Annotated in this window: 23 protein-coding genes; 9 read left to right on the forward strand and 14 right to left on the reverse strand. The window is 71.7% G+C overall.

Annotation, left to right across the window (positions count from 1 at the left end; translation table 11 throughout):
* Positions 1-56 precede the first annotated feature (56 nt).
* Positions 57-845, forward strand: a complete 789-nt coding sequence (locus tag WAB15_RS25945; protein WP_399148368.1) for a SigE family RNA polymerase sigma factor — start codon at positions 57-59, stop codon at positions 843-845.
* A 213-nt stretch (positions 846-1058) separates the two neighbouring features.
* Here the strand turns inward: WAB15_RS25945 and WAB15_RS25950 are convergent, their stop codons facing one another.
* Complete coding sequence (locus tag WAB15_RS25950; protein WP_399148346.1) at positions 1059-1751, reverse strand: uridine kinase; 693 nt, start codon at positions 1749-1751, stop codon at positions 1059-1061.
* A 150-nt stretch (positions 1752-1901) separates the two neighbouring features.
* Here WAB15_RS25950 and WAB15_RS25955 point away from each other — a divergent pair, with 150 nt between their 5' ends.
* Positions 1902-2342 carry a hypothetical protein gene (locus tag WAB15_RS25955; protein WP_407287726.1) on the forward strand — a complete coding sequence of 147 codons (441 nt, stop codon included), beginning with the start codon at positions 1902-1904 and terminating at the stop codon, positions 2340-2342.
* 46 nt (positions 2343-2388) lie between these two features.
* Here WAB15_RS25955 and WAB15_RS25960 read toward each other — a convergent pair whose 3' ends face one another.
* The 6 genes from WAB15_RS25960 to deoC all read right to left on the reverse strand — a co-directional run bounded on the left by WAB15_RS25960 (position 2389) and on the right by deoC (position 8022).
* Positions 2389-3054, reverse strand: a complete 666-nt coding sequence (locus WAB15_RS25960; RefSeq protein ID WP_399148348.1) for a hypothetical protein — start codon at positions 3052-3054, stop codon at positions 2389-2391.
* Between the two features lie 13 nt (positions 3055-3067).
* Positions 3068-4198, reverse strand: coding sequence for a WXG100 family type VII secretion target (locus WAB15_RS25965; RefSeq protein WP_399148349.1), 1131 nt, complete (start codon positions 4196-4198; stop codon positions 3068-3070).
* The gene (locus tag WAB15_RS25970) at positions 4195-4527 is read right to left on the reverse strand and encodes a hypothetical protein (protein WP_393489568.1); all 333 of its coding nucleotides are present in this window, start codon (positions 4525-4527) and stop codon (positions 4195-4197) included. Before WAB15_RS25970 ends, WAB15_RS25965 begins: the two co-directional genes overlap by 4 nt.
* Before the next feature lie 160 nt (positions 4528-4687).
* A complete protein-coding gene (locus tag WAB15_RS25975; RefSeq protein ID WP_407287727.1) occupies positions 4688-5575 on the reverse strand; it encodes an aldehyde dehydrogenase family protein in 888 nt (295 codons plus the stop codon).
* Positions 5568-7013, reverse strand: coding sequence for an aldehyde dehydrogenase family protein (locus WAB15_RS25980; RefSeq protein WP_407287728.1), 1446 nt, complete (start codon positions 7011-7013; stop codon positions 5568-5570). Before WAB15_RS25980 ends, WAB15_RS25975 begins: the two co-directional genes overlap by 8 nt.
* 4 nt (positions 7014-7017) lie before the next feature.
* Positions 7018-8022: a deoxyribose-phosphate aldolase gene (gene deoC, locus WAB15_RS25985; protein WP_407289299.1), complete on the reverse strand. Its 1005-nt coding sequence runs from the start codon at positions 8020-8022 to the stop codon at positions 7018-7020.
* Between the two features lie 129 nt (positions 8023-8151).
* On the opposite strand from deoC, the gene WAB15_RS25990 reads away from it, so the two are divergent.
* The 3 genes from WAB15_RS25990 (at position 8152) to WAB15_RS26000 (ending at position 10052) form a co-directional block, all read left to right on the forward strand.
* A complete protein-coding gene (locus WAB15_RS25990) occupies positions 8152-8787 on the forward strand; it encodes a PH domain-containing protein (RefSeq protein ID WP_407287729.1) in 636 nt (211 codons plus the stop codon).
* Between the two features lie 228 nt (positions 8788-9015).
* Complete coding sequence (locus WAB15_RS25995; protein WP_399148353.1) at positions 9016-9381, forward strand: hypothetical protein; 366 nt, start codon at positions 9016-9018, stop codon at positions 9379-9381.
* Positions 9378-10052, forward strand: coding sequence for a nucleotidyl transferase AbiEii/AbiGii toxin family protein (locus WAB15_RS26000; protein ID WP_399148354.1), 675 nt, complete (start codon positions 9378-9380; stop codon positions 10050-10052). Before WAB15_RS25995 ends, WAB15_RS26000 begins: the two co-directional genes overlap by 4 nt.
* 127 nt (positions 10053-10179) lie before the next feature.
* On the opposite strand, the gene WAB15_RS26005 is transcribed toward WAB15_RS26000, so the two are convergent.
* The 3 genes from WAB15_RS26005 to WAB15_RS26015 all read right to left on the reverse strand — a co-directional run bounded on the left by WAB15_RS26005 (position 10180) and on the right by WAB15_RS26015 (position 12360).
* Entirely contained in the window at positions 10180-10767 is a 588-nt protein-coding gene (locus WAB15_RS26005) for a Uma2 family endonuclease (protein ID WP_407287730.1), read from the reverse strand.
* A gap of 1 nt (position 10768) precedes the next feature.
* Entirely contained in the window at positions 10769-11653 is an 885-nt protein-coding gene (locus WAB15_RS26010; RefSeq protein ID WP_407287731.1) for a helix-turn-helix domain-containing protein, read from the reverse strand.
* A 230-nt stretch (positions 11654-11883) separates the two neighbouring features.
* Positions 11884-12360, reverse strand: a complete 477-nt coding sequence (locus tag WAB15_RS26015) for an ATP-binding protein (RefSeq protein WP_407287732.1) — start codon at positions 12358-12360, stop codon at positions 11884-11886.
* 157 nt (positions 12361-12517) lie between these two features.
* Here WAB15_RS26015 and WAB15_RS26020 point away from each other — a divergent pair, with 157 nt between their 5' ends.
* Complete coding sequence (locus tag WAB15_RS26020; protein WP_407287733.1) at positions 12518-13396, forward strand: helix-turn-helix domain-containing protein; 879 nt, start codon at positions 12518-12520, stop codon at positions 13394-13396.
* Positions 13393-13602, forward strand: coding sequence for a DUF397 domain-containing protein (locus WAB15_RS26025; RefSeq protein WP_407287734.1), 210 nt, complete (start codon positions 13393-13395; stop codon positions 13600-13602). The genes WAB15_RS26020 and WAB15_RS26025 overlap by 4 nt, the downstream gene beginning before the upstream one ends.
* A 77-nt stretch (positions 13603-13679) precedes the next feature.
* Here WAB15_RS26025 and WAB15_RS26030 read toward each other — a convergent pair whose 3' ends face one another.
* The 3 genes from WAB15_RS26030 to WAB15_RS26040 form a co-directional block, all read right to left on the reverse strand.
* Positions 13680-15374: a phospho-sugar mutase gene (locus WAB15_RS26030; RefSeq protein ID WP_407287735.1), complete on the reverse strand. Its 1695-nt coding sequence runs from the start codon at positions 15372-15374 to the stop codon at positions 13680-13682.
* A gap of 251 nt (positions 15375-15625) precedes the next feature.
* Positions 15626-16447, reverse strand: coding sequence for a purine-nucleoside phosphorylase (locus WAB15_RS26035; RefSeq protein WP_384442674.1), 822 nt, complete (start codon positions 16445-16447; stop codon positions 15626-15628).
* 178 nt (positions 16448-16625) lie between these two features.
* Positions 16626-17063, reverse strand: a complete 438-nt coding sequence (locus WAB15_RS26040) for a gamma-glutamylcyclotransferase (RefSeq protein WP_399150196.1) — start codon at positions 17061-17063, stop codon at positions 16626-16628.
* Between the two features lie 140 nt (positions 17064-17203).
* Here WAB15_RS26040 and WAB15_RS26045 point away from each other — a divergent pair, with 140 nt between their 5' ends.
* Both WAB15_RS26045 and WAB15_RS26050 read left to right on the forward strand, forming a co-directional pair.
* Positions 17204-18649: an NAD(P)H-quinone dehydrogenase gene (locus WAB15_RS26045; RefSeq protein WP_399150195.1), complete on the forward strand. Its 1446-nt coding sequence runs from the start codon at positions 17204-17206 to the stop codon at positions 18647-18649.
* A gap of 308 nt (positions 18650-18957) precedes the next feature.
* The gene (locus tag WAB15_RS26050) at positions 18958-19947 is read left to right on the forward strand and encodes a DeoR/GlpR family DNA-binding transcription regulator (RefSeq protein WP_407287736.1); all 990 of its coding nucleotides are present in this window, start codon (positions 18958-18960) and stop codon (positions 19945-19947) included.
* A gap of 60 nt (positions 19948-20007) precedes the next feature.
* On the opposite strand, the gene WAB15_RS26055 is transcribed toward WAB15_RS26050, so the two are convergent.
* On the reverse strand, positions 20008-20607 hold the full coding sequence (locus WAB15_RS26055) for a TetR/AcrR family transcriptional regulator (RefSeq protein WP_407289300.1): 600 nt from the start codon (positions 20605-20607) through the stop codon (positions 20008-20010).
* Between the last annotated feature and the right edge of the window lie 370 nt (positions 20608-20977).

Here is a 20977-nt window from a genome sequence, read left to right on the forward strand (position 1 = left end):
GAGATCAACACCCGGGGAGACACCGAGTGAGCTGGCTCTACGACGGGGGGCGCGAGATGAACACACTGCACGGCACGACTTCCAGCGCAGTTATCACGCGCCTTCACGACGTCGTACGGACCACGGAGAAGTCCGGTGTCGTGAGCGGGCGGGGGTGCGCTCGCGGCACCGGGCGTCAGCGGCTGCCTTTCATGGTGGCCATCGACGCCACGAAGGTGGCCGTCGACGGGGGAAACACGGGCCACGGGGGAGACGCGGCCCACGGGGGAGCGGAGTACGGGGAGGCCACGGGGGAACGGCGTTCCGCGTCGGAGGCGGCCGAGGCCGAAGCGGCCTTCACCGCCTACGTCCAGGAGCGCCGCGCCTCCCTGTACGCCACCGCCTACCACCTGACCGGCGACCGCTACGAGGCCGAGGACCTGCTGCAGAGCGCGCTGTTCTCGACGTTCCGGGCCTGGGACCGGATCAGCGACAAGGCGGCGCTCGGCGGCTATCTGCGGCGCACGATGACGAATCTGCACATCAGCGCCTGGCGCCGCCGCAAGCTCAACGAGTACCCGACCGAGGAGCTGCCGGAGACGGCGGGCGACGTGGACGCGATGCGCGGCACCGAGCTGCGTGCGGTGCTGTGGCAGGCGCTGGCGCGGCTGCCCGAGACGCAGCGCACCATGCTGGTGCTGCGGTACTACGAGGGCCGTACGGACCCGGAGATCGCGGACATTCTGAACATCAGTGTCGGCACGGTGAAGTCGAGCATCTGGCGCGCCCTGCGCCGGTTGCGCGAGGACGAGGTCCTCAGCTTCGGCCGTGACGAGGAGGAGTCCTTCGGCGAGCTGGTGGCCTGAAGGACCGGGGGAGCCCGAGGGGGAACGGGAAACGCCCGAGGGGAAAAAGGGGATACGGGGGAACCGGCTCCGGCGGAGCGATCCGCAAGGGCCGGGCGTATCGGGGGATACGGGGGAGCACGGGGGAAGGAAGCGGGTTCGGGCGGCCGGGGGGTCTGCCCGAGCCCGCTTCCGCGTGTTCCGCGACTGCCGTACGGGTGCCCGGCCGCCGGGTCAGGAGCCCACGGCCGCGGCCGCCGGGTCCACCGCGCCGGCCGCCCATATGCGGTCCAGGGCCTCCGGCTTGGCGCAGGGGTGGGCGCCCAGGGCCGTCTGGCGGGCGACGATGGAGCGTTCGCCGCGCATCAGGCGCAGGCCGCGGCGCACCAGGTACGGGGCGGACTTGCGGCCCTCGCGCAGATCGCGGACCAGCCGGCGGCGGAAGGTGGTGGCCGGGCGGCCGCGCAGGCACAGGGCGTCGGCCAGCAGGCCCGCCGCGCGGCAGGCCGCGATGACGTCGGCGGCGAAGACGCCCTCGGCGATGAACAGTCCGGCGCCGTCGAGGTCGAGCCGGGCCGTGCCGACCCGGGCGCTGGCGGAGATGTCGTACACGGGAACGTCGCAGCGTCCCGTGCGGCACAGCGCGGCGATGGCCGCGACGGCGGTGTCGGCGTCCCAGGAGAGCGGTGAGTCCCAGTCGGCGCCGCCGCCGTCGGGGAGTTGGGGCAGCGTCGGGTCCGTCGCCTCCTTGTAGAAGTCGTCGAGGTTGAGGACGGGCAGGCCGCTGCGTGCGGCCAGGGACGTCTTGCCGGAGCCGGAGGGGCCGGTCAGCAGGACGACGCGGGCGGGGGCGCCGGGGGTGCCTGACGGCTCAAGCGGGGTCGAGGGCTTGAGGGAGGGCGGCCGGGCGGGAGAGTGGGAGCTCACGGGTAGCCATTGTCGCGTATTGCGCTGTGTGGGCTACCCCTGGCGCGCGAGGTGGATCGGGAACCCGGGCCTCAACTACGCTGCGAATCGAGTTGGTTACCGAGCGCACATGCTCGTGCAGCCTTTCGATCCATAGGCAGGTGGCACAACATGCTCTTCCCGGTACGTCCCAAGCCCGGCCGTGCCCCGCGCACGTTGCTGCGCGTCGGCCTGGTGGTCTCCGCGGCCGGCGCCGCGATCGCCGCGGGCGGTGCGGCGACGGCGAGCGCGGCCCCGTCGTTCACGCCCTCGTTCGTCCCCTCGTCCACCCCGTCGTTCGTGCCGTCGAGCAACACCGACACCGGCGCCATGACCACGGCGCTGACCGGCGCGACGCTCAAGTCCACGGGCGGCGGCCTCGGCCCGGTCAAGGACCTCAAGCTGAACCCGATGGCGAACACCTCCGTCGACCCGCTCGACAACGGCGTCGCCACCCAGGTCGCCGACTTCAAGCCGATGAGCACCAAGCAGGTGACCGGCACCCTGTCCAACGGCGGCGCGCTCAGGGACCTGCCGGTGGTGGGCCGGGCGACGCGGGTGCTGCCGGGCTGAGCCCTCTTGGCCGGGTGCGCTCGACGGCACCCGGCCAAGGCCGCGCTCAGCGCCCGTAGAAGGCCCCTACCAGCGTCTCCATGTCCCGCTGGAAGGAGCAGCTGAGCGCGATCCACGAGCCGTCGGTGAAGACCAGGTCGAAGCGGCCCCGCGGGAACGTCGTGCGCGGCTTGGGCCGCAGCTGCGCGATGTCCGTGCGCGGCACCTCCACCGCGACCTGAAGCTCCGGCGCCCGCTCCCGCCAGCCGGTGGCGTGGTCGGTGACGACGATCAGCCGGCGGTCGGTGACCGCCTGGTGGCGGGGCTCGCCGCCGGCGTTGGTGAGCTGGACGAGGAAGCGCCCGGCCATGCTCGTCCAGCCGCCCTCCATGGGCTTGCCGTACATCGCGTACTCCGCGGCGTCGTCCAGCGCGTCCTCGATGCTCTCCTGGGCCTCGTTGATGCCCTCCGCGATGTTTCCGGCGACGCGCGTCACCGGGTTGTTCGCCAGCCGGCTGCGCGCCACCGTTCCCAGCGGCCGCGACGCCTTCTCCACGGCGCTGCTGAACACACCCCGGACCCGCTTCTCCAGCTGCGACTGCTTGCGCGGTACGCGCAGATGGGCGGGGACGAGGGGAAGCGCCGGATACGCCTCGTACTGGGCGGCCTGCAGCAGCACCTCGCCGGGCTGGAGGAACTGCCGGCAGGGGGTCTCGTGATCGGGCCTGGGCATGCGGTCGATCCTCTCAGCCGAAGGGGTTGTCGGGATCGCGGGGCCGCTGTGCGGCGGCCGGGCGCGGGGCCGATCGTGGGTCCGGCGCGATCGAGGGGTCCCGGTAGCGGTTCAGTGGGTCCTGGGCGACCGGCTGGGTGGGGTGCGGCGTCACCGGGTCCTGGGCCACGGGGGTGGTCGGCGCGGTGGGCAGCGGCGACGGCCGGGGCGGCTGCGGGGCGAAGTCCGATGCCGGCGGCAGCGGGTGGCTGCCGGGAGCCGGGCGGGAGGTTCCGCCACCGGGCTTGGAGTCGTCTCCGCTCAGCGCGTCGTCGAGTCTCTCGGCCTCGTGCTGGAGGATGGGCGACACCGCCTGGGTCGGGTCGCCGGAGAAGCCCAGGCCGCCCATGCCGAGTTCGACGGCTCCCTTCATCGGCACCTTGATGGCCTTCAGGGCGCGCTTGGCGGCGAGCGCCTTGGCGAACTTCTCGGCCTCGACCGGGTCCTTGAGGTGCTTCCAGGTCCAGGGCTTGAGCTTCTTGACCTTCGACATCTTCTTCGCTTTTTTCAGCAGCTTGATGATGTTGACGAAGGCCTTGAGCTCCTTTGCCAGTTCGGCCAGGACCCGGGCGATCCGGGCCGACACGAAGCCGGCCTCGGCCGCGGCGGCCGCGGCGGCGGCCGCGGCGGAGACACCGGCCGTGACGATCGAGGTGGCCAGGGCCACGGCCAGCTCGATGATGGCCCATTCGATCAGCTCGCGGATGAGCGTCTCGACGACCTGCTCGGCCATCTTGGCCTGTGCGCCGGCCTGTTCCAGGACGTCGGCGACGGCGTCCATGTCCTCGGCTTCCGCCTCCAGGGCGGTTTCCAGCTCGGCGAGGTGGCTCTGGAACGCCTCGGCGGCCGCGCCGGTCCACTCGTGTGCGAGGTCGGCGCGGTCGCGCCGCTGATCGGCGATCAGTTCGCGCAGCTCCGCGGCCTGGTCGCGCCACAACTTGGCGGCTTCCTGGATGCCCTCGTCGTCGCCGGTGACCGACTCCAGGTGCTCGGCCAGCGGTTCCACGAGCGGACGCATGATGGCGTCGACGGCGGAGTCGAAGCCGCTCATCCAGTCGTTGACCTTGTTGTAGGCGCCCAGTGCGCCCGTGGCGACCCCGCTCATCGCATGCTCCCCGGACCGCCCTGGACCTGGTGCATCGAGGCGACCGTCGCGTCCTCGTCGGCCTGGTAGGCGCGCGCCGTCTCGGTCACGCCCTCGCTGATCTTCTCCTGGAGCGTCGCCGCGGCTTCGAGCGTCTCCAGTACGTGCTCGCTCTGCTCGTCGTAGGCCGTGTACAGCTCGCCGGACTCCGGGAGCTTGCCGAAGGCCTCCCTGTCGAGGTCGTGGCCGGCGAGCCTGCTGCGGATCGCCCGCAGCCTCTCGGCGCGCTGGTCCGAACTCTTGGCGAACTTGTGCAGTGCTTCCTGTGCAGCTGTGAACTGCTCCGGCACGGCTCTCCCCCGATGTGTTGTCCTGGTGCGGTCAAGATCAATCCTAAGGACGACGCGGACAGCGGTGCGGGGCCCCACCCCGCAAGAGGTGAGGCCCCGCATCGCCGGTCCGCCGGCGCCGCTCCGGCGCCGGTCCGGCGCCGCTTTGTGTGTCCCGGTGCTAGACGCCCATCGGATGCCAGACCGTCTTCGTCTCCAGGAAGGCGGTCAGGCGGGAGGTGCCCGGGTCGGCGGTGAAGTCCACAGGCTGTGGACGAAGTACGCGCTTGAGGTTGTCGGCCGCCGCGACCTCCAGGTCGCGGGCCAGGTCGGCGTCCGCGCCCGTCAGGTCGAGGGCGTTGACGTCCTGGTGCGCGGCGAGCGGGGCCGCGATCTCGGCGGTCTTGCCGGACAGCACGTTGACCACGCCGCCCGGTACGTCCGAGGTGGCCAGGACCTCGCCCAGCGACAGCGCGGGGAGCGGGGCCTTCTCGGAGGCGACGACCACGGCGGTGTTCCCGGTCGCGACGACCGGGGCGATCACCGAGACCAGGCCGAGGAGGGAGGACTCCTGGGGGGCCAGGACGGCCACCACACCGGTCGGCTCGGGGGTGGAGAGGTTGAAGAACGGGCCCGCGACCGGGTTCGCCCCGCCCACGACCTGGGCGATCTTGTCGGTCCAGCCCGCGTACCAGACCCAGCGGTCGATCGCCGCGTCGACCTGGGCCGCGGCCTTGGACTTGGAGAGGCCCTCCGCGTCCGCCACCTCCCGTACGAACTGGTCCCTGCGGCCCTCCAGCATCTCCGCGACGCGGTAGAGGACCTGGCCGCGGTTGTACGCGGTCGCGCCGGACCAGCCGCCGAACGCCTTGCGCGCGGCCACGACCGCGTCACGGGCGTCCTTGCGGGAGGAGAGAGGGGCGTTGGCCAGCCAGTTGCCCTTACCGTCCTGCACTTCGTACACCCGGCCGCTCTCGGAACGCGGGAACTTCCCGCCCACGTACAGCTTGTAGGTCTTCAGGACGCCCAGTCGCCGCTGCTCGGCCGTCTTCTCGGACTTCTCAGACATCGAGGTACGCCTCCAGGCCGTGGCGGCCGCCCTCGCGGCCGGAGCCCGACTCCTTGTAGCCGCCGAACGGCGAGGTCGGGTCGAACTTGTTGAACGTGTTGGACCAGATGACGCCCGCGCGCAGCTTGCTCGCGACGGCGAGGATGCGGGAGCCCTTCTCGGTCCAGATGCCGGCGGAGAGGCCGTACTGGGTGTTGTTGGCCTTGGCGACGGCCTCGTCGGGCGTGCGGAAGGACAGCACCGACAGCACCGGGCCGAAGATCTCGTCGCGGGCGATGGTGTGCGCCTGGGTGACGTTCGTGAAGAGCGTCGGGGCGAACCAGTAGCCGGAGGTGGGCAGTTCGCAGTCGGGGGACCAGCGCTCGGCGCCCTCGGCCTCGCCGGTCTCGGCGAGCGCGGTGATCCGGGCCAGCTGCTCGGCGGAGTTGATGGCGCCGATGTCGGTGTTCTTGTCGAGCGGGTCGCCCAGGCGCAGGGTGGCCAGCCGGCGCTTGAGGCCGTCCAGCAGCTCGTCCTGGATCGACTCCTGGACCAGCAGCCGGGAGCCCGCGCAGCAGACCTGGCCCTGGTTGAAGAAGATGCCCGTGACGATGCCCTCGACGGCCTGGTCGATGGGCGCGTCGTCGAAGACGATGTTGGCGCCCTTGCCGCCCAGCTCCAGGGTGAGCTTCTTGTCCGTGCCGGCGACCGTGCGGGCGATCTCCTTGCCGACGGCCGTGGAGCCGGTGAAGGCGACCTTGTTGACGTCCGGGTGGGCGACGAGGGCGGCGCCGGTGTCCCCGTAACCGGGAAGGATGTTGACGACGCCCTTGGGCAGGCCCGCCTGGCGGCAGATGTCGGCGAAGAACAGCGCGGAGAGCGGGGTGGTCTCGGCGGGCTTCAGCACGACCGTGTTGCCGGTGGCGAGCGCCGGGGCGATCTTCCAGGCCAGCATCAGCAGCGGGAAGTTCCACGGGATGACCTGGCCCGCGACACCGAGGGGGCGCGGGTCGGGGCCGAAGCCCGCGTGGCCGAGCTTGTCGGCCCAGCCCGCGTAGTAGAAGAAGTGCGCGGCGACCAGGGGGAGGTCCGCGTCGCGGGTCTCCTTGATCGGCTTGCCGTTGTCCAGGGTCTCCAGGACGGCCAGCTCGCGGGAGCGCTCCTGGATGATCCGGGCGATGCGGAAGAGGTACTTGCCGCGCTCGGCGCCGGGCAGCGCCGACCACTTCTCGAACGCCTTGCGGGCGGCCTGCACGGCCCGGTCCACGTCCTCGGCGCCGGCCCGGGCGACCTCGGAGAGGACCTCCTCGGTGGACGGCGAGACGGTCTTGAAGACCTTGCCGTCGGCGGCCTCGGTGAACTCGCCGTCGATGAACAGGCCGTAGGACGGCGCGATGTCGACGACCGCGCGCGACTCGGGCGCCGGTGCGTACTCGAAGAGATGGGTGGTGTTGGCCATGGGTTCAGTCCACCGTGACGTAGTCGGGGCCGGAGTAGCGGCCGGTGCTGAGCTTCTGGCGCTGCATCAGCAGGTCGTTCAGGAGGCTGGAGGCGCCGAAGCGGAACCAGTCGGCGGTCAGCCAGGGCTCGCCGAGCGTCTCGTTGACCGTCACCAGGTACTTGACCGCGTCCTTGGTCGTACGGATGCCGCCGGCCGGCTTCACCCCGACCTGGACGCCGGTGGCGGCGTGGAAGTCGCGCACCGCCTCCAGCATCAGCAGCGTGACCGGCAGGGTGGCGTTCACCGCGACCTTGCCGGTGGAGGTCTTGATGAAGTCGGCGCCGGCCAGCATCGCCAGCCAGGAGACCCGGCGGACGCTGTCGTACGTCTGGAGCTCGCCGGTCTCGAAGATGACCTTGAGGTGGGCGGCGCTGCCGTCGGGACGGGCGCACGCCACCTTGACGGCCTTGATCTCCTCGAAGACCGCCATGTAGCGGCCGGCGAGGAAGGCGCCCCGGTCGATCACCATGTCGATCTCGTCGGCGCCGGCCGCGACCGCGTCACGGGTGTCGGCGAGCTTGACCGGCAGCGCGGCGCGGCCGGCCGGGAAGGCCGTGGCCACGGACGCGACGTGGATGTCGGGAGCGCCGCCGGCGAGCAGCGCCTCCTTGGCCGTCGCGACCATGTCGGGGTAGACGCAGATCGCCGCGACCTTGGGGGCGGTGCGGTCGGTGGGGTCGGGGTGGACGCCCTTGGCGCACAGCGCCCGGACCTTGCCCGGGGTGTCCGCGCCTTCGAGGGTCGTCAGGTCGATCATCGAGATGGCGAGGTCGATGGCGTACGCCTTCGCCGTCGTCTTGATCGAGCGGGTGCCGAGGGTGGCGGCGCGGGCCTCGAGGCCGACCGCGTCGACGCCGGGGAGGCCGTGGAGGAAGCGGCGCAGCGCACCGTCGTCGGCGGTCACGTCCGCCATTGACGCCAGACGCCCCGCGGCTTCCTTGCCGTATGCGGGAACAGTGATGGGCATGGTCACGAGGGGAGCATATCTACGCGCGTAGCGCAATGTCATCCCCCTGGGGAGTCGAATCCCGCCCCACGCCCGAATGATGCCGTAACGCAATGTCCGGCATCCGGACGGTCGGGCAGAATCGGCGGCATGACGAGCCCGGAACGCGCCACCCCGCCGCCGCAGCAGCAGTACGCCGAGCGCACCTACCGCTCGCCGGCGGCCCTCGTCGGTGGTGTGCTGCTCCTGCTGCTCGGGCTGTGGCTCGGCGGCGACGCGCTGCTGCGGGGCGATGCCCACACCCGGCTGACGGCGCTGTTCGCGCTGCTCCTCGGCGTGCCGCTGGTGGCCGCATACACCCTGCGGCCGCTGGTGCGCGCGGGCGAGGACCGGCTGCTGGTGCGCAATCCGTTCCGCACGATCACGCTCCCCTGGGGCGCCGTGGAGGGGCTGCGGGCGTCCTTCTCCACCGAAGTCGCCACCACGGGCGGCGGCAAGTACCAGCTGTGGGCCATCCCGGTCTCGCTGCGCCAGCGCAAGAAGGCCAACCGGCAGGCCATGCGCGGCGCGGGCGCGGCCGGACCCCGGTTCGGGCCGAACGCCGACGCCGGCGGCCCGGTGCCGCGCGCGATGGCCGATCAGTCGCTGGACGAGCTGCGCGAGCTGAAGGAGCGGGCGGCGGGGCGTAAGGGCGCTGAGGGGGAGCCGGTGGTGCGGTGGGCGTATGAGGTTCTCGTGCCGTGCGTGGTGGGGGTTATTGGGCTTGCGGTGATGATCGCGCTCTGAGGGTCTCTGGGCGAACACGACGACCAGCCGGGCCCTCGGGCTGGTTTTCCGCATCGGGTGTCCCGGTGTGGGCCACAAGCCTTCCCGGCATGATCCTCTTAGGGCGTCGGCTGACCTGGGTCAAGGTCAGCTCATGCGGACCCACCGGTGCCCTCATGTCGTGAACGACCCCTTCGCCAGCTGGATCCGGCGGTACCCGTCAGGCACTCGGCGGGAGATAATCGCTCCATGGCCTCGCAGTCCTCACCCGCCGCCGCACCATCCACCGCCGACGTGCTGCGCCAGCGTTACGCCGACCGCCTGCCGACCTCCCTCAACGACCTCAGCGGCCCCACTCACGGCCGCATCGAGCTGCCTCTGCACGTCGCATGGTCCGGCCTGCGCACCTACAACCTCGACCAGCCACGCCAGCGCATGAGCTACTACCGCACCGTCCTGGCTGAGGGACAGCACGACGACCTGACCGCCCTCCTCGACGAGGGCCTGCTCGTCTCGCAGTGGCCTGTGCTGCGCACGCTGGTCAGTCGGCAGATCCGCGAAGTGTGGGAAGCCGCCTTCCCTGCCCTCGCCGGTGGGACGTCTGCGGCCGCGTGAACCTCAGCGCACTCCACCGCCGGCTCCTGGCCGATGTCCTCGCCCTCGGCAGCCCCTACCCCCTGGTCATCACCGGCGGCTACGCCGTCCAGGCCCATGGACTGGTCGACCGCCTCAGCCAAGACCTCGACGTCGCCACCGAAAACCCCGCCCCCATGGCCGATATCGCCCGCACCCTCCAGGAGGGCCTGTCCGAGCGAGGCTGGCACGTCACGGTGATCAGCACCGACCCGCTCTCTGCCCGTCTCGTGGCCACCGACACCGACGGCGCGGCATGCGAGGTGGACATCCTCAAGGAAAACCTCTGGTCGCCGCCGCGCGATACCGAGTACGGCCCAGTCCTGTCACTGGACGATGTCATCGGCACCAAGGTCCGCGCCCTGGCCGATCGAGGCGCGGTCCGCGACCTCATCGACGTCCATGCCGCAGCCGAACACCGCACCCGTCCGGAACTCGAACGGCTCGGCCAACGCCACGGACGTGACACTTTCCGCCTCGACGACCTACGCGACCGTCTGGCCGGCGCCGAGTGGTACGACGATGAGGAATTCGCTGCATATGGCCTCACTCAGGAGGCCACCACCGCCCTGCGAATCTGGGCCCAGCGATGGGCGAGCGACCTTGACGAGCGGCTGGTGGAGGAAGAGGAAACAGAGGCGTACGAGGACTGACCGCGTTGCGGGGCGGGAGAGCGCTCAGGGGGAGCCAGCGGTGCGGTGGGCGTATGTGGTCATCGCGCCGTGCGTGGTGGGGGCTGTCGGGCTTGCGGTGATGATCGCGCTCTGAGGGGTGTGGGGCCTACTTGTAGCGGGGCAGACCCTCGGTTGAGATCGTCCATTCGCCGATGGTGACGTCCTCGCCGTAGAGGAAGTCCTTGCGCGTGGCGTAACGGGGGCCATCGGGGGTGGAGTGGATGTCGGACAGGACGGCTCCCTTCCCCTCGCGCGGATCGAAGATCGCATAGGTAGGGATGCCCAGCACCGCGTAGTCGCGCAACTTGCTCACCCAATCGTTGTCGGGGTTGGAGCGGGAGACGATTTCGACGGCGGCGATGAGGGTGTGAGGGTCGAACGAGCCCTGGCGCTCCATGTCCGCCCAGGCGATCACCATCACGTCGGGGCGACGCATGATGCCCTCAGGTTCGTTTTCGACATCGGGTTGCCCTGCGTGGGCCACGAGTTCTTCCGGCATGACCTTTTCCAGGCGTTTCCGGAGGTGCAGCGTGGTGAGTGCGTGCGGCCCGACGGGCGACACCATGTCGAGGACGATCCCTTCCTTCGTGATCTCGAATTTGCCCGGAAGGGTGCCGTCGGTCGACTCAACGAATTCCTTCATCGCCTGGTACAGGCGGGTGCCTCGCCGGGCATCGTCCGGGGGGATGGTCATGCTAGGCGGCGTCTCTCTGGTCGGACCGGCAGTCGCGGCAGCGGCCGGGCTCGGTTGCGCGGAAGGCGCGGTCGCAGCCCTCGCAGGTCTGGAGCGGGTCGGGCCGTGCCGCGACCGGCGTTGTGGGCAGGGGCGGCGGCAGCAGTGCGGTGAGGCGGTGTGCGAGCAGGCCGGCCGGGTGCTTCAGGTCGTCGGGGAGGCGTGCGGTCAGGGTGCGTCGTACGGCATCGGGGGCGGCGCCGCGCTCCAGCCAGGCCGCTGCGGCCGGGGCCAGATGGCGTACGTCCCGTTCGGCGAGCAGCAGCCGTGGTGCATGGCGGTGTAACTCCGCCAGGAGGGCGGCGGCGGTGCGGTGATGCTCCGGGGCGAGGGTGTGCGGCTCAGGGAGCGGTTCCCGAGGTACGGGAGTGGGGGCGGGTGCTGGGGGCCGGGTGGCTTCTGGCGTGGGCTTCGGGGCGGCCGGTGTCGGCCGCTGAGGTCGCTCGGGCGTGCGGGAGGGCCTGGGTGTCGGAGTGGCCATCGACCCCGGCTGGTTGTACGAGACCGTGCGCGTGACGACCTTGCCGCCGGGGAGACGTTCCCGGGTGCGCTCCAGATAGCCGTGGGCCTCCAGCTCCCGCAGGGCGCCGGCGATGCGGTGCTCGCTCTCGGGGAAGCGGGCCGACAGGAACTTGATGCCGACCAGGGCGCCCACGGGCAGCGACTGGATGTGGACGGCGAGCCCGATCGCGAGGAGGGAGAGCTCGCGGTGCTGGGCGAGGTGGTTGCCGACGACTGTGTACCGGGTGGTGTGCCGGATGTTGACGTGGACGACACCGGATCGGGCGGTCGGGCGGGGAACGGGAGACGTGGCGCGCGAGGGCGCGCTAGGGTGCTGCAAAGCCATCGGGAAGCTCCGTACTTCCTCGGTGGTCAGGCCCTCGATCGGGATTCGCAGTCCCGGCGGGGGCCGTCGCATGTCTGGAGTTGTCGCGGCGAGCATATGCCGCTGAACCTGCCTGAAATCCAGCCCAGTTGGGAGATGTCACCTGAGTGGGTGACGGGAGGCTGGAGGGGTTGGGAAGGGGATTCCCTCGGTCTCTTTAAGCCTTGATGTCGTGGCGCGCCGCGTCGTGGTCACCCGCGTCGTACTCCACCGGGTTGTGGCAGGTGCGATGCGGCGAATGATGCGCTGACCAGGACGATTTCCGCCCACACCGTTTTGCAGGGGACGGGCCCCGGGGTGACTCCCCAACGGTCGGCGAGCGCCCCGACGAGGAGCAGTCCGCGGCCCGACTCGCTTTCGGCCGAGTGCTCCGGGTGCTCGGCGAGGACGGGCATTCGCTCAGCACGGGCGTCGATCACCTCAATGCGCAGCGTGTCGCCGTGCACGGTCAGCATGAGCCGGAAGTCCCGCCCCGCTACGCGTCCATGGAGCACGGCGTTGGCGGCGAGTTCGGCGATGACGTGGGCGGCGGTGTCCATGGGGAGCCCCCAGGAGCGGAGTTGCTCGGTGGCGAGCAGCCTGGCGAGCCGGGCGCCTCGGCGGGTGGCGGAGAGCTGGACCGCGAACTGCCGTGTGCGGGTGTCGGTTTGGGGGATTCCTCGGTTCATGTCACTCAGCGTGGCGATGCGTGCGTACCGTGCACAGCGGTGGCGCCCTTGCGTACGGAGACTGTCCCGGGCTTGTCCGGTGCTGTCCCGGCTGTCCGGAGTGACATCGCGGTGAGTCGGGGCGTTGACCTGGAACGGATCTCGGAGGTGGGCGCGGATGAGCGTGGACGGCGAGGGCGTGGGGACCGGGGAGACCGGGGCGGACGAGCCGGGCTGGGACGTCGATCCGGACGACGAGTCGGGGGCGGCGGTGGTGGCGACGGTGGGCCGCCAGCTCAAGGCGTGGCGCGAGGCGGCCGGACTGCGGGCCGCGGAGCTCGGGGCGGCGATCGGGTACGGGGAGGACCTGATCTACAAGGTGGAGGGCGGGCGCCGCATCCCCCGGCCGGAGTTCCTGGACAGGGCGGACGAAGTGCTGGGGGCGGGCGGGAAGCTGGCCGCCATGAAGCGGGATGTGGCGGAGGCCCGGTACCCGAAGAAGGTACGGGAGCTGGCGAAGTTGGAGGAGCGTGCGGTCGAGCTCTTGGCGTACGGCAGTCACAGCCTGCACGGGTTGTTGCAGACGGAGGATCACGCGCGGGCGCTGCTCGGTACGCGGCGCCCCGCACTGTCCCAGGATGAGTTGGAGCGAGCCGTGACCGCGCGCATAGCCCGACGGTCGATTTTTGAGCGGGCGCTCGCCCCTGAACTCAGCTTTGTGCTGGAGGAGGCGTCGCTGCGGCGCCCCGTCGGGGGTGTGACGGTATGGCGTCGGCAACTAGAACGCCTTCTGCAGCTAGCCGAGTTGCCCTACGTCGAGATCCAGGTGATGCCGATTGTGCGGTGGAACCACCCGGGAACCGGCGGGCGGATTCAGGTGCTGAAGTTCGCTGACGGCTCGGCTGTTGGGCGCATTGACGACGAGTTCGCTGGTCGTCCGGTTTCCGACCCCAGGCGGCTCCGCATCCTTGAGCTGAGGTATGGCATCATCCGGGCACAAGCTCTCGCGCCAGCGGAGTCGCTGGCCTTCATCGAGCAAGTGCTGGGAGAATCATGATCCACAAGCTCTCCGCCGGGGATGGTTCCGAGCTGCAGTGGTTCAAGAGCAGCTACAGCGACACCAGCAACCCCAACGACTGCGTCGAAGTCGCCAGCGCCCCCGGCCTCATCCACGTCCGCGACTCCAAGAACACCCAGGGGCCCCGCCTCGGCTTCACAGCTGGTGCGTGGGCCGACTTCGTGTCGTACGTGGTCGAGCACTGAAGACGGCTCAACGCAACGCGCCCCGTCCCCGGTGAACCCGGGAGCGGGGCGCATGGCGTGAGAAGAGCAGAAGGCTCTCAGATCCCGGCCGCCGTCGACAGATCCTCCTTGATGGCCGCCAGCGTCCCGGCCGCGCGGCCGCGTGCCTCCGGCAGGCCGTCCGCCGACTCCACCGGGACCACGACCTCCAGGTAGCACTTGAGCTTGGGCTCGGTGCCGCTGGGCCGGACGACGACGCGGGCGCTCTCGATGCCGGCCTCCGCGGAACCGGAGAGGTAGTAGCGCAGGCCGTCGGTCGGCGGCAGCGCCTCGCTGCCCTCGTTCAGGTCGTCGGCGCGGTGCACGGTCAGGCCCGCCAGCGCGGTCGGCGGCTGCTCGCGCAGCCGGCGCATCGCGTCGGAGATCAGCGACAGGTCCTCGACGCGGACCGAGAGCTGGTCGGTGGCGTGCAGCCCGTGCTCCACGGCCAGCCCGTCCAGCAGGTCCGGCAGGCCGCGCCCGGCCGCCTTCAGCTCCGCGGCCAGTTCGGCGATCAGCAGGGCGGCGGTGATGCCGTCCTTGTCGCGTACGCCCTGCGGGTCGACGCAGTAGCCGAGCGCCTCCTCGAAGGCGTACCGCAGAGAGTCCACCCGGGCCAGCCACTTGAAGCCGGTCAGCGTCTCCTCGTACGGCAGCGAGGCGCCGGCGGCGATGCGGGACATCAGCTGGGAGGAGACGATCGTGGTGGCGAACGTGCCGGTCGCGCCCTTGCGGACGAGGTGGGCGGCGAGCAGGGCGCCGACCTCGTCGCCGCGCAGCATCCGCCAGCCCTCGGGCGTGCCGGGGGCCGGGACGGCGACGGCGCAGCGGTCCGCGTCGGGGTCGTTGGCGATGACGATGTCCACCTCGCCGGCGCCCTGGGATCGGGCGGTGGCGAACGCGAGGTCCATCGCGCCCGGCTCCTCCGGGTTGGGGAAGGCGACCGTCGGGAAGTCCGGGTCCGGCTCGGCCTGCTCCGCGACGACCGCGGGGGCCGGGAAGCCGGCCCGGTCGAAGGCGGCGAGGAGGGTGTCGCGGCCGACGCCGTGCATCGGCGTGTAGACGACCTGCACGTCCCGGGGGGAGCCGGGGGTCAGTACGGCGTCGGTGCGCGCCAGGTAGGCCGCGAGGACGGTGTCGTCGAGGGTCTCCCAGCCGGATTCGGGGCGCGGTACGTCGGCCAGCGAGCGGATCGCGGCGATCTCGTCGGCGATCTCGCCGTCCGCGGGCGGCACGATCTGCGAGCCGTCGCCCAGGTAGACCTTGTAGCCGTTGTCGCGCGGCGGGTTGTGGCTGGCGGTGACCTCGACGCCGGCCACCGCGCCCAGATGCCTTATCGCGAAGGCCAGTACGGGAGTGGGCAGCGGGCGCGGGAGCAGCGCGGCGCGCAGGCCCGCGCCGACCATCACGGCCGCGGTGTCGCGGGCGAAGTCGGCGCTCTTGTGGCGCGCGTCGTAGCCGATGACGACCAGGCCCGAGCCCTCGCCCTTGGCCTTGAGGTACGCGGCGAGGCCGGCCGCGGCCCGGATGACCACCGCGCGGTTCATCCGCATCGGGCCCGCGCCCAGCTCACCGCGCAGCCCGGCGGTGCCGAACTGCAGGGTGCCGGCGAACCGCGCGGCCAGCTCGGCCGTGGTGCCGGGGTCGCCGGCGGCTTCGACGAGCTTGGACAGCTCGTCCCGGGTCTCCGGGTCGGGGTCCTCGGCCAGCCATGCCTGGGCCCGGTTGATCAGCTCCGCGGGATCGGTAGCCACGTGATGCTCCTGACGGTGGATGCGGGGTGGGGGCGCGCTGCGGGTGCCCGGGGGCACGGCTTCGCTCCGGCTCGTCACGTTTACCCGGTGGGCGCGTGCGGGGAGCCGCAGAACCGGCCAATGCGGTGCCGGGGCGGCGGTGGCGGGCCGGCGCGGCGGGCGGCGCGTCCGGCCGGCCCGTGGGGACCGGCCCGGGACGCGGCCCGCACCCGCCGCGGCCGCCGGCCGTGACGCCGCAGCGCCGCGGGGGCTCAGAGCTTGCCGAGCACCTGGGCGAGCAGGCTGCCCATCGCGGTCGCGGAGTCGCGGCCGGCCTGGAGCACCTCCTCGTGGTTGAGCGGCTCGCCCGTCATGCCGGCGGCGAGGTTCGTCACCAGCGACAGACCGAGCACCTCGGCGCCCGCCTCACGGGCGGCGATGGCCTCCAGGACCGTGGACATGCCGACCAGGTCGGCGCCCAGGGTGCGGATCATCTTGATCTCGGCCGGGGTCTCGTAGTGCGGGCCGGGGAACTGGGCGTAGACGCCCTCCTCCAGGCTCGGGTCGACCTCCTTGCACAGCGCGCGCAGCCGCGGCGAGTACAGGTCGGTCAGGTCGACGAAGTTGGCGCCGACGATCGGGGAGGTGGCGGTGAGGTTGAGGTGGTCGCTGATCAGGACCGGCTGGCCGGGGCGCATGCCCTCGCGCAGGCCGCCGCACCCGTTGGTGAGCACCACGGTCTTGCAGCCGGCGGCCACGGCGGTACGGACGCCGTGCGCGACGGCGGCCACGCCGCGGCCCTCGTAGTAGTGGGTACGGCCCAGGAAGACCAGCGCCCGCTTGGCGCCCACCTGGTAGGAGCGGATCTTGCCGCCGTGGCCGGCGACCGCCGGGGGCGGGAAGCCGGGCAGCTCGGTGACGGGGAATTCGTGCTCGGGCGCGCCCAGGGCCTCGGCGGCCGGCGCCCAGCCGGAGCCCATCACCAGGGCGACGTCGTGGGTCTCGGCGCCGGTCAGCTCGCGCAGGCGGGCGGCGGCGTCGGCGGCGGCACCCTGTGGGTCGCGCGCGATGTCCGGGGTAACAGATGCGTTCACGCGGACGAGGGTAGCCGGTAATCCCCTACGCGCGTAGATGTCGCTGCCCACGGTGCTGGGATCGTTGTCTTGTGGCATTTGCCAAACGCCCGTCCCCCGGGCGCGTCGCGACACCCGTACGGACGCATTCGGGCCCCGGCCCCGGACGCGCTGCGGTCCCGGCCCGCCCGGCCGCCCCTCAGCAGGGCCGCTTGCGCAGCTCCATCACATAGTCGTGCGGGGCGCCGGCGGACTCCGCGGCGTCCGCGATCTCGCCCAGGTAGCGGGCGGAGGGCAGTCCGCCCTCGTAGCCGTTGAGCACGAAGATCCAGGCCGTCTCGTCGCCTTCGAGGGTGTCCACCCGCACCCGCATCCGCCGGTAGATCTCCATACCGACGCCCTCCCAGCGGTCCAGGGACTCCTCGTCCATGGGGGCGATGTCGTAGAGCGCGACGAAGAGCTGGGAGCCCGGGTCCTCGACGACCGTCGCCAGCGCGCCCTCCCACCCCATCTGCTCGCCGCCGAAGGTCAGCCGCCAGCCGTTGAGCCAGCCGGTGCCGCGCAGCGGCGAGTGCGGTGCGCGGCGCGACATCAGCCGCGCGTCGAGGTTGCCGGCGTACGCGGCGTAGAGCGACATGGTTCCGAGGGTACGGGAGGTTGCCCGCCGGGCTCGTGGTACCGGAGGTTCGTACGACAGGGCTGTGCGGAGGGCGTCCGGACGACTGCGGGGCGCACACGGAGCCCCCGGGCGAGAGGGAGCTTCGGGCGTGCGGGACAATGGAGTACGTGACTCGGATCGTGATCATCGGTGGCGGACCCGGCGGATACGAAGCGGCCCTGGTGGCGGCCTCTCTCGGCGCGGAGGTGACCGTCGTCGACTGCGACGGTCTGGGCGGGGCGTCGGTGCTCACCGACTGCGTGCCCTCGAAGACCCTCATCGCCACGGCCGAGGTGATGACGACCTTCGACTCCTCGTACGAGGAGCTCGGCATCATCGTCGAGGACGACACGCCGCACATCGACCGGCCGGCCCGGGTCGTCGGCGTCGACCTCGGCAAGGTCAACCGACGCGTCAAGCGCCTGGCGCTCGCCCAGTCGCATGACATCACCGCTTCCGTGACCCGTGCCGGCGGCCGGGTCGTGCGCGGCCGCGGCCGGCTGGAGCCGGGCCAGGCGCCGGACGGTTCGCGCAAGGTGACGGTGACCGCCGCCGACGGCACGTCCGAGGGTCTGATCGCGGACGCGGTGCTGATCGCCACGGGCGCGCACCCCCGCGAGATCCCCGACGCGCTGCCCGACGGCGAGCGGATCTTGAACTGGACGCAGGTCTACGACCTCGACGAGCTGCCCCAGGAGCTCATCGTGGTCGGTTCCGGTGTCACCGGCGCCGAGTTCGCCGGTGCCTACCAGGCGCTCGGCTCCCGCGTCACCCTCGTCTCCTCCCGCGACCGCGTGCTGCCGGGCGAGGACCCGGACGCCGCCGCCGTGCTGGAGGACGTCTTCCGCCGCCGCGGCATGAACGTCATGGCGCGCTCGCGGGCACAGTCCGCCAAGCGGGTCGGCGACCGCGTCGAGGTCACCCTCGCCGACGGCCGGACGATCTCCGGTACGCACTGCCTGATGGCGGTCGGCTCGATCCCCAACACCGAGGGGATCGGCCTGGAGGCGGCCGGCGTCAAGCTCAAGGACTCCGGTCACGTCTGGACCGACAAGGTCTCGCGCACCACCGCCCCCGGCGTGTACGCGGCCGGCGACTGCACGGGCGTCTTCGCGCTGGCGTCCGTCGCCGCGATGCAGGGCCGGATCGCGATGTACCACTTCCTCGGCGACGCGGTGACGCCGCTGAACCTCAAGACCGTCTCCGCGAACGTCTTCACCGACCCCGAGATCGCCACCGTCGGCTACTCCCAGGCCGACGTCGACGGCGGCCGGATCGACGCCCGGGTCGTGAAGCTGCCGCTGCTGCGCAACCCGCGCGCGAAGATGCAGGGCATCCGCGACGGTTTCGTGAAGCTCTTCTGCCGTCCGGGCACGGGCATCGTCGTCGGCGGTGTGGTGGTCTCCCCGCGCGCCAGCGAGCTGATCCACCCCATCTCGATCGCGGTCGACAACAATCTGACCGTCGAGCAGATCGCCAGCGCCTTCACGGTCTACCCGTCGCTGTCCGGCTCGATCGCCGAGGTCGCCCGCCAGTTGCACTCCCGTAAGACCGCCGGAGAGTAACCGGCGGGCAAGCGACAAAGAAGCGACAGCCGGGCGCCCATAGGCGATTGAAAACTTTGTGCCCCCCGTGAGCACTGGGGATGAAACGTCCCTGCATGGAATGGCGGCCGGGCCGCGGCGGCGATGCGCCGCCGCGCCGGCCGTCAGGGCGGCTGACCAGGCAGCAAGCGGGCGGCGCCGCGCGGCAGTTCGACGTAGGCGCGACATATGCGCGCCGCATACCACGTCAGGCCTTGCGCTGTGAACAACTTCCGTTAATTGGTGCAACCTGCTGAAAACAGACGGTCGTTGGCGTTACTGTCAGTTTCGTGTTCGCTGCAGAACGTCGCCAATTGATCCTTGAAATGGTGCGCGCCAACGGGGCGGTTTCGCTCCGGGAGCTCGCCCGCGTCGTCCAGACCTCCGAAGTAACCGTACGGCGGGATGTGCGGGCGCTGGAGGCAGAGGGACTGCTCGACCGCCGGCACGGCGGTGCGGTCCTGCCGGGAGGTTTTACCAGGGAATCCGGATTCCCGCAGAAATCCCATCTAGCGACCGCGGAGAAAACGGCCATCGCCGATCTCGCGGCCGGCTTCGTCGAAGAGGGCGAGGCCATTGTCGTCGGCGCGGGAACGACCACCCAGGAGCTGGCCCGCCGGCTCGCCCGTGTCCCCGGACTCACCGTCGTCACCAACTCCCTGCTCGTCGCCCAGGCGTTGGCCCATGCCAACCGCGTCGAGGTCGTGATGACCGGCGGCACCCTGCGCGGCTCCAACTATGCGCTGGTCGGCAGCGGCGCCGAGCAGTCCCTCCAGGGCCTGCGGGTGTCCCGCGCCTTCCTGTCGGGCAGCGGTCTGACCGCCGAGCGCGGCCTGTCCACCTCCAACATGCTCTCCGCCAGCGTCGACCGGGCGCTGGTCCAGGCGGCGGGGGAGGTGGTGGTGCTCGCCGACCACACCAAGCTCGGCTCCGACACCATGTTCCAGACCGTGCCGACGGACGTGATCACTCGCCTGGTCACGGACGAGCCGCCGGCCCACGACGACCGCGCCGCCACCGAACTCCAGGCGCTGGCCGACCAGGGGGTCCAGATCGCCGTCGCCGGTGGTCCGGGCGCGGGGCATGCGACCGGTCAGCCGGGCCTGGACGGCACCGCCGGTGACCGCAGAGGACCGCGGCGGGACGTCCCGCTGCCGGGCCAGCGGCGCAGCCATGCGCCGGGTGCCGCGGGCGGTGCGCCGCAGCTGCGCCCGGCGGCGTCGCTGAGCGAGTCACCGGGCGGTGGCCGGGTCGCCGATCTGGCGCCACGGCGGCGCTGAGCGCGACCGACGGGGCGAGCGGCCGGCCCGGGGAAGGCGCCCTGCCGGCAGCGCGCCTTCCTAGCAGGAGCCGCTCTCCGGCTTCAGTCCGCGCAGGGTGAGCCTCAGCAGCCGATCGGCGAGCTTCGGATCGTCCGGGGACTCCTCGACGGCCAGCGCGATGCCGTTGGTCAGCTGCATCAGATCGCCGATGCTCACATCCGGGCGTACCGACCCGGCCTGCTGGGCACGGGCCAGCAGCGCGCCGCCGGCCTCCCGCATCGGCACGCTGCACCGCGCCATCCCCGAGCTCTCGTCCGCCGAGGCGGTCATCAGAGCCCGCGACAGCCCGCGGTAGGTGCTGGCGTGGGTGATGATCGCGCGCAGCCAGTCGACCAGCGCGGCGCACGGCTGGGGCGCGTCGGCCAACTGGCCGGCGTATGCCAGCAGGGCCTCCACCTCGCTCTGGAAGACCGCGCCCATCAGGGCGGTGCGGTTGGGGAAGTGCCGGTAGAGGGTGCCGATGCCGACACCGGCGCGGCGTGCGATGTCCTCCAGTGAGGTGTCCGTGCCGTGCTCGGTGAAGGCCGTCCGGGCCTCGGTCAGCAGCCGTTCGTAATTGCGGCGCGCGTCGGCCCGCATGGGGCGTACGTCGTGTGTCCGCGCCGGTGCGGCCGCCATCGGACCCCGCGCCGCCTGCCGCTGCCCTGCCGTCTCCGTCGCCATCGCCGTCCTTCCTCGACCCGGCCGGTTTGCGGCCCGGTGGATCCAGGATGCCATTGCCCGATCGGGGGGTGTTCCGGTGCGGTATGCAAGGAATGCCGGAGGTGCCCTCCTGTTGTCCCGGAGGGTGCGCCCGCGCCCCGCCCGGTGGACGGACGGCGCACGGGGCGTGAAGTCGCGGCGTACCGCGGTGGTCGCGCGGCCGAACACCTCGGGCGGGCCGCAACGCCGCGCCGTCAAGAGACATCAAACCTGGCGCAATGAGGTCTTCCGGGCTGTTCCGGAGACCCGGGAGGACGCCGTGCCAGGCCGCCGGGGAGCGGCGCGC

Source organism: Streptomyces sirii, from assembly GCF_045690365.1.
In the GTDB taxonomy this organism is placed as follows: Bacteria; Actinomycetota; Actinomycetes; order Streptomycetales; family Streptomycetaceae; genus Streptomyces; species Streptomyces sirii.

Excerpts from the sequence above, each read along its gene's own strand:
- WAB15_RS26040 (WP_399150196.1), bottom strand. The coding sequence starts at position 17,063 with ATGTCGCTCTACGCCGCGTACGCCGGCAACCTCGACGCGCGGCTGATG.
- WAB15_RS25990 (WP_407287729.1), top strand. The coding sequence starts at position 8,152 with ATGACGAGCCCGGAACGCGCCACCCCGCCGCCGCAGCAGCAGTACGCC.
- WAB15_RS25945 (WP_399148368.1), top strand. The coding sequence starts at position 57 with ATGAACACACTGCACGGCACGACTTCCAGCGCAGTTATCACGCGCCTT.
- WAB15_RS26020 (WP_407287733.1), top strand. The coding sequence starts at position 12,518 with ATGAGCGTGGACGGCGAGGGCGTGGGGACCGGGGAGACCGGGGCGGAC.
- deoC (WP_407289299.1), bottom strand. The coding sequence starts at position 8,022 with ATGCCCATCACTGTTCCCGCATACGGCAAGGAAGCCGCGGGGCGTCTG.
- WAB15_RS26015 (WP_407287732.1), bottom strand. The coding sequence starts at position 12,360 with ATGAACCGAGGAATCCCCCAAACCGACACCCGCACACGGCAGTTCGCG.
- WAB15_RS25960 (WP_399148348.1), bottom strand. The coding sequence starts at position 3,054 with ATGCCCAGGCCCGATCACGAGACCCCCTGCCGGCAGTTCCTCCAGCCC.
- WAB15_RS25995 (WP_399148353.1), top strand. The coding sequence starts at position 9,016 with ATGGCCTCGCAGTCCTCACCCGCCGCCGCACCATCCACCGCCGACGTG.
- WAB15_RS26010 (WP_407287731.1), bottom strand. The coding sequence starts at position 11,653 with ATGGCTTTGCAGCACCCTAGCGCGCCCTCGCGCGCCACGTCTCCCGTT.
- WAB15_RS26025 (WP_407287734.1), top strand. The coding sequence starts at position 13,393 with ATGATCCACAAGCTCTCCGCCGGGGATGGTTCCGAGCTGCAGTGGTTC.
- WAB15_RS26045 (WP_399150195.1), top strand. The coding sequence starts at position 17,204 with ATGGAGTACGTGACTCGGATCGTGATCATCGGTGGCGGACCCGGCGGA.
- WAB15_RS25965 (WP_399148349.1), bottom strand. The coding sequence starts at position 4,198 with ATGAGCGGGGTCGCCACGGGCGCACTGGGCGCCTACAACAAGGTCAAC.
- WAB15_RS26005 (WP_407287730.1), bottom strand. The coding sequence starts at position 10,767 with ATGACCATCCCCCCGGACGATGCCCGGCGAGGCACCCGCCTGTACCAG.
- WAB15_RS25980 (WP_407287728.1), bottom strand. The coding sequence starts at position 7,013 with ATGGCCAACACCACCCATCTCTTCGAGTACGCACCGGCGCCCGAGTCG.
- WAB15_RS26055 (WP_407289300.1), bottom strand. The coding sequence starts at position 20,607 with ATGGCGGCCGCACCGGCGCGGACACACGACGTACGCCCCATGCGGGCC.
- WAB15_RS25955 (WP_407287726.1), top strand. The coding sequence starts at position 1,902 with ATGCTCTTCCCGGTACGTCCCAAGCCCGGCCGTGCCCCGCGCACGTTG.
- WAB15_RS25975 (WP_407287727.1), bottom strand. The coding sequence starts at position 5,575 with ATGTCTGAGAAGTCCGAGAAGACGGCCGAGCAGCGGCGACTGGGCGTC.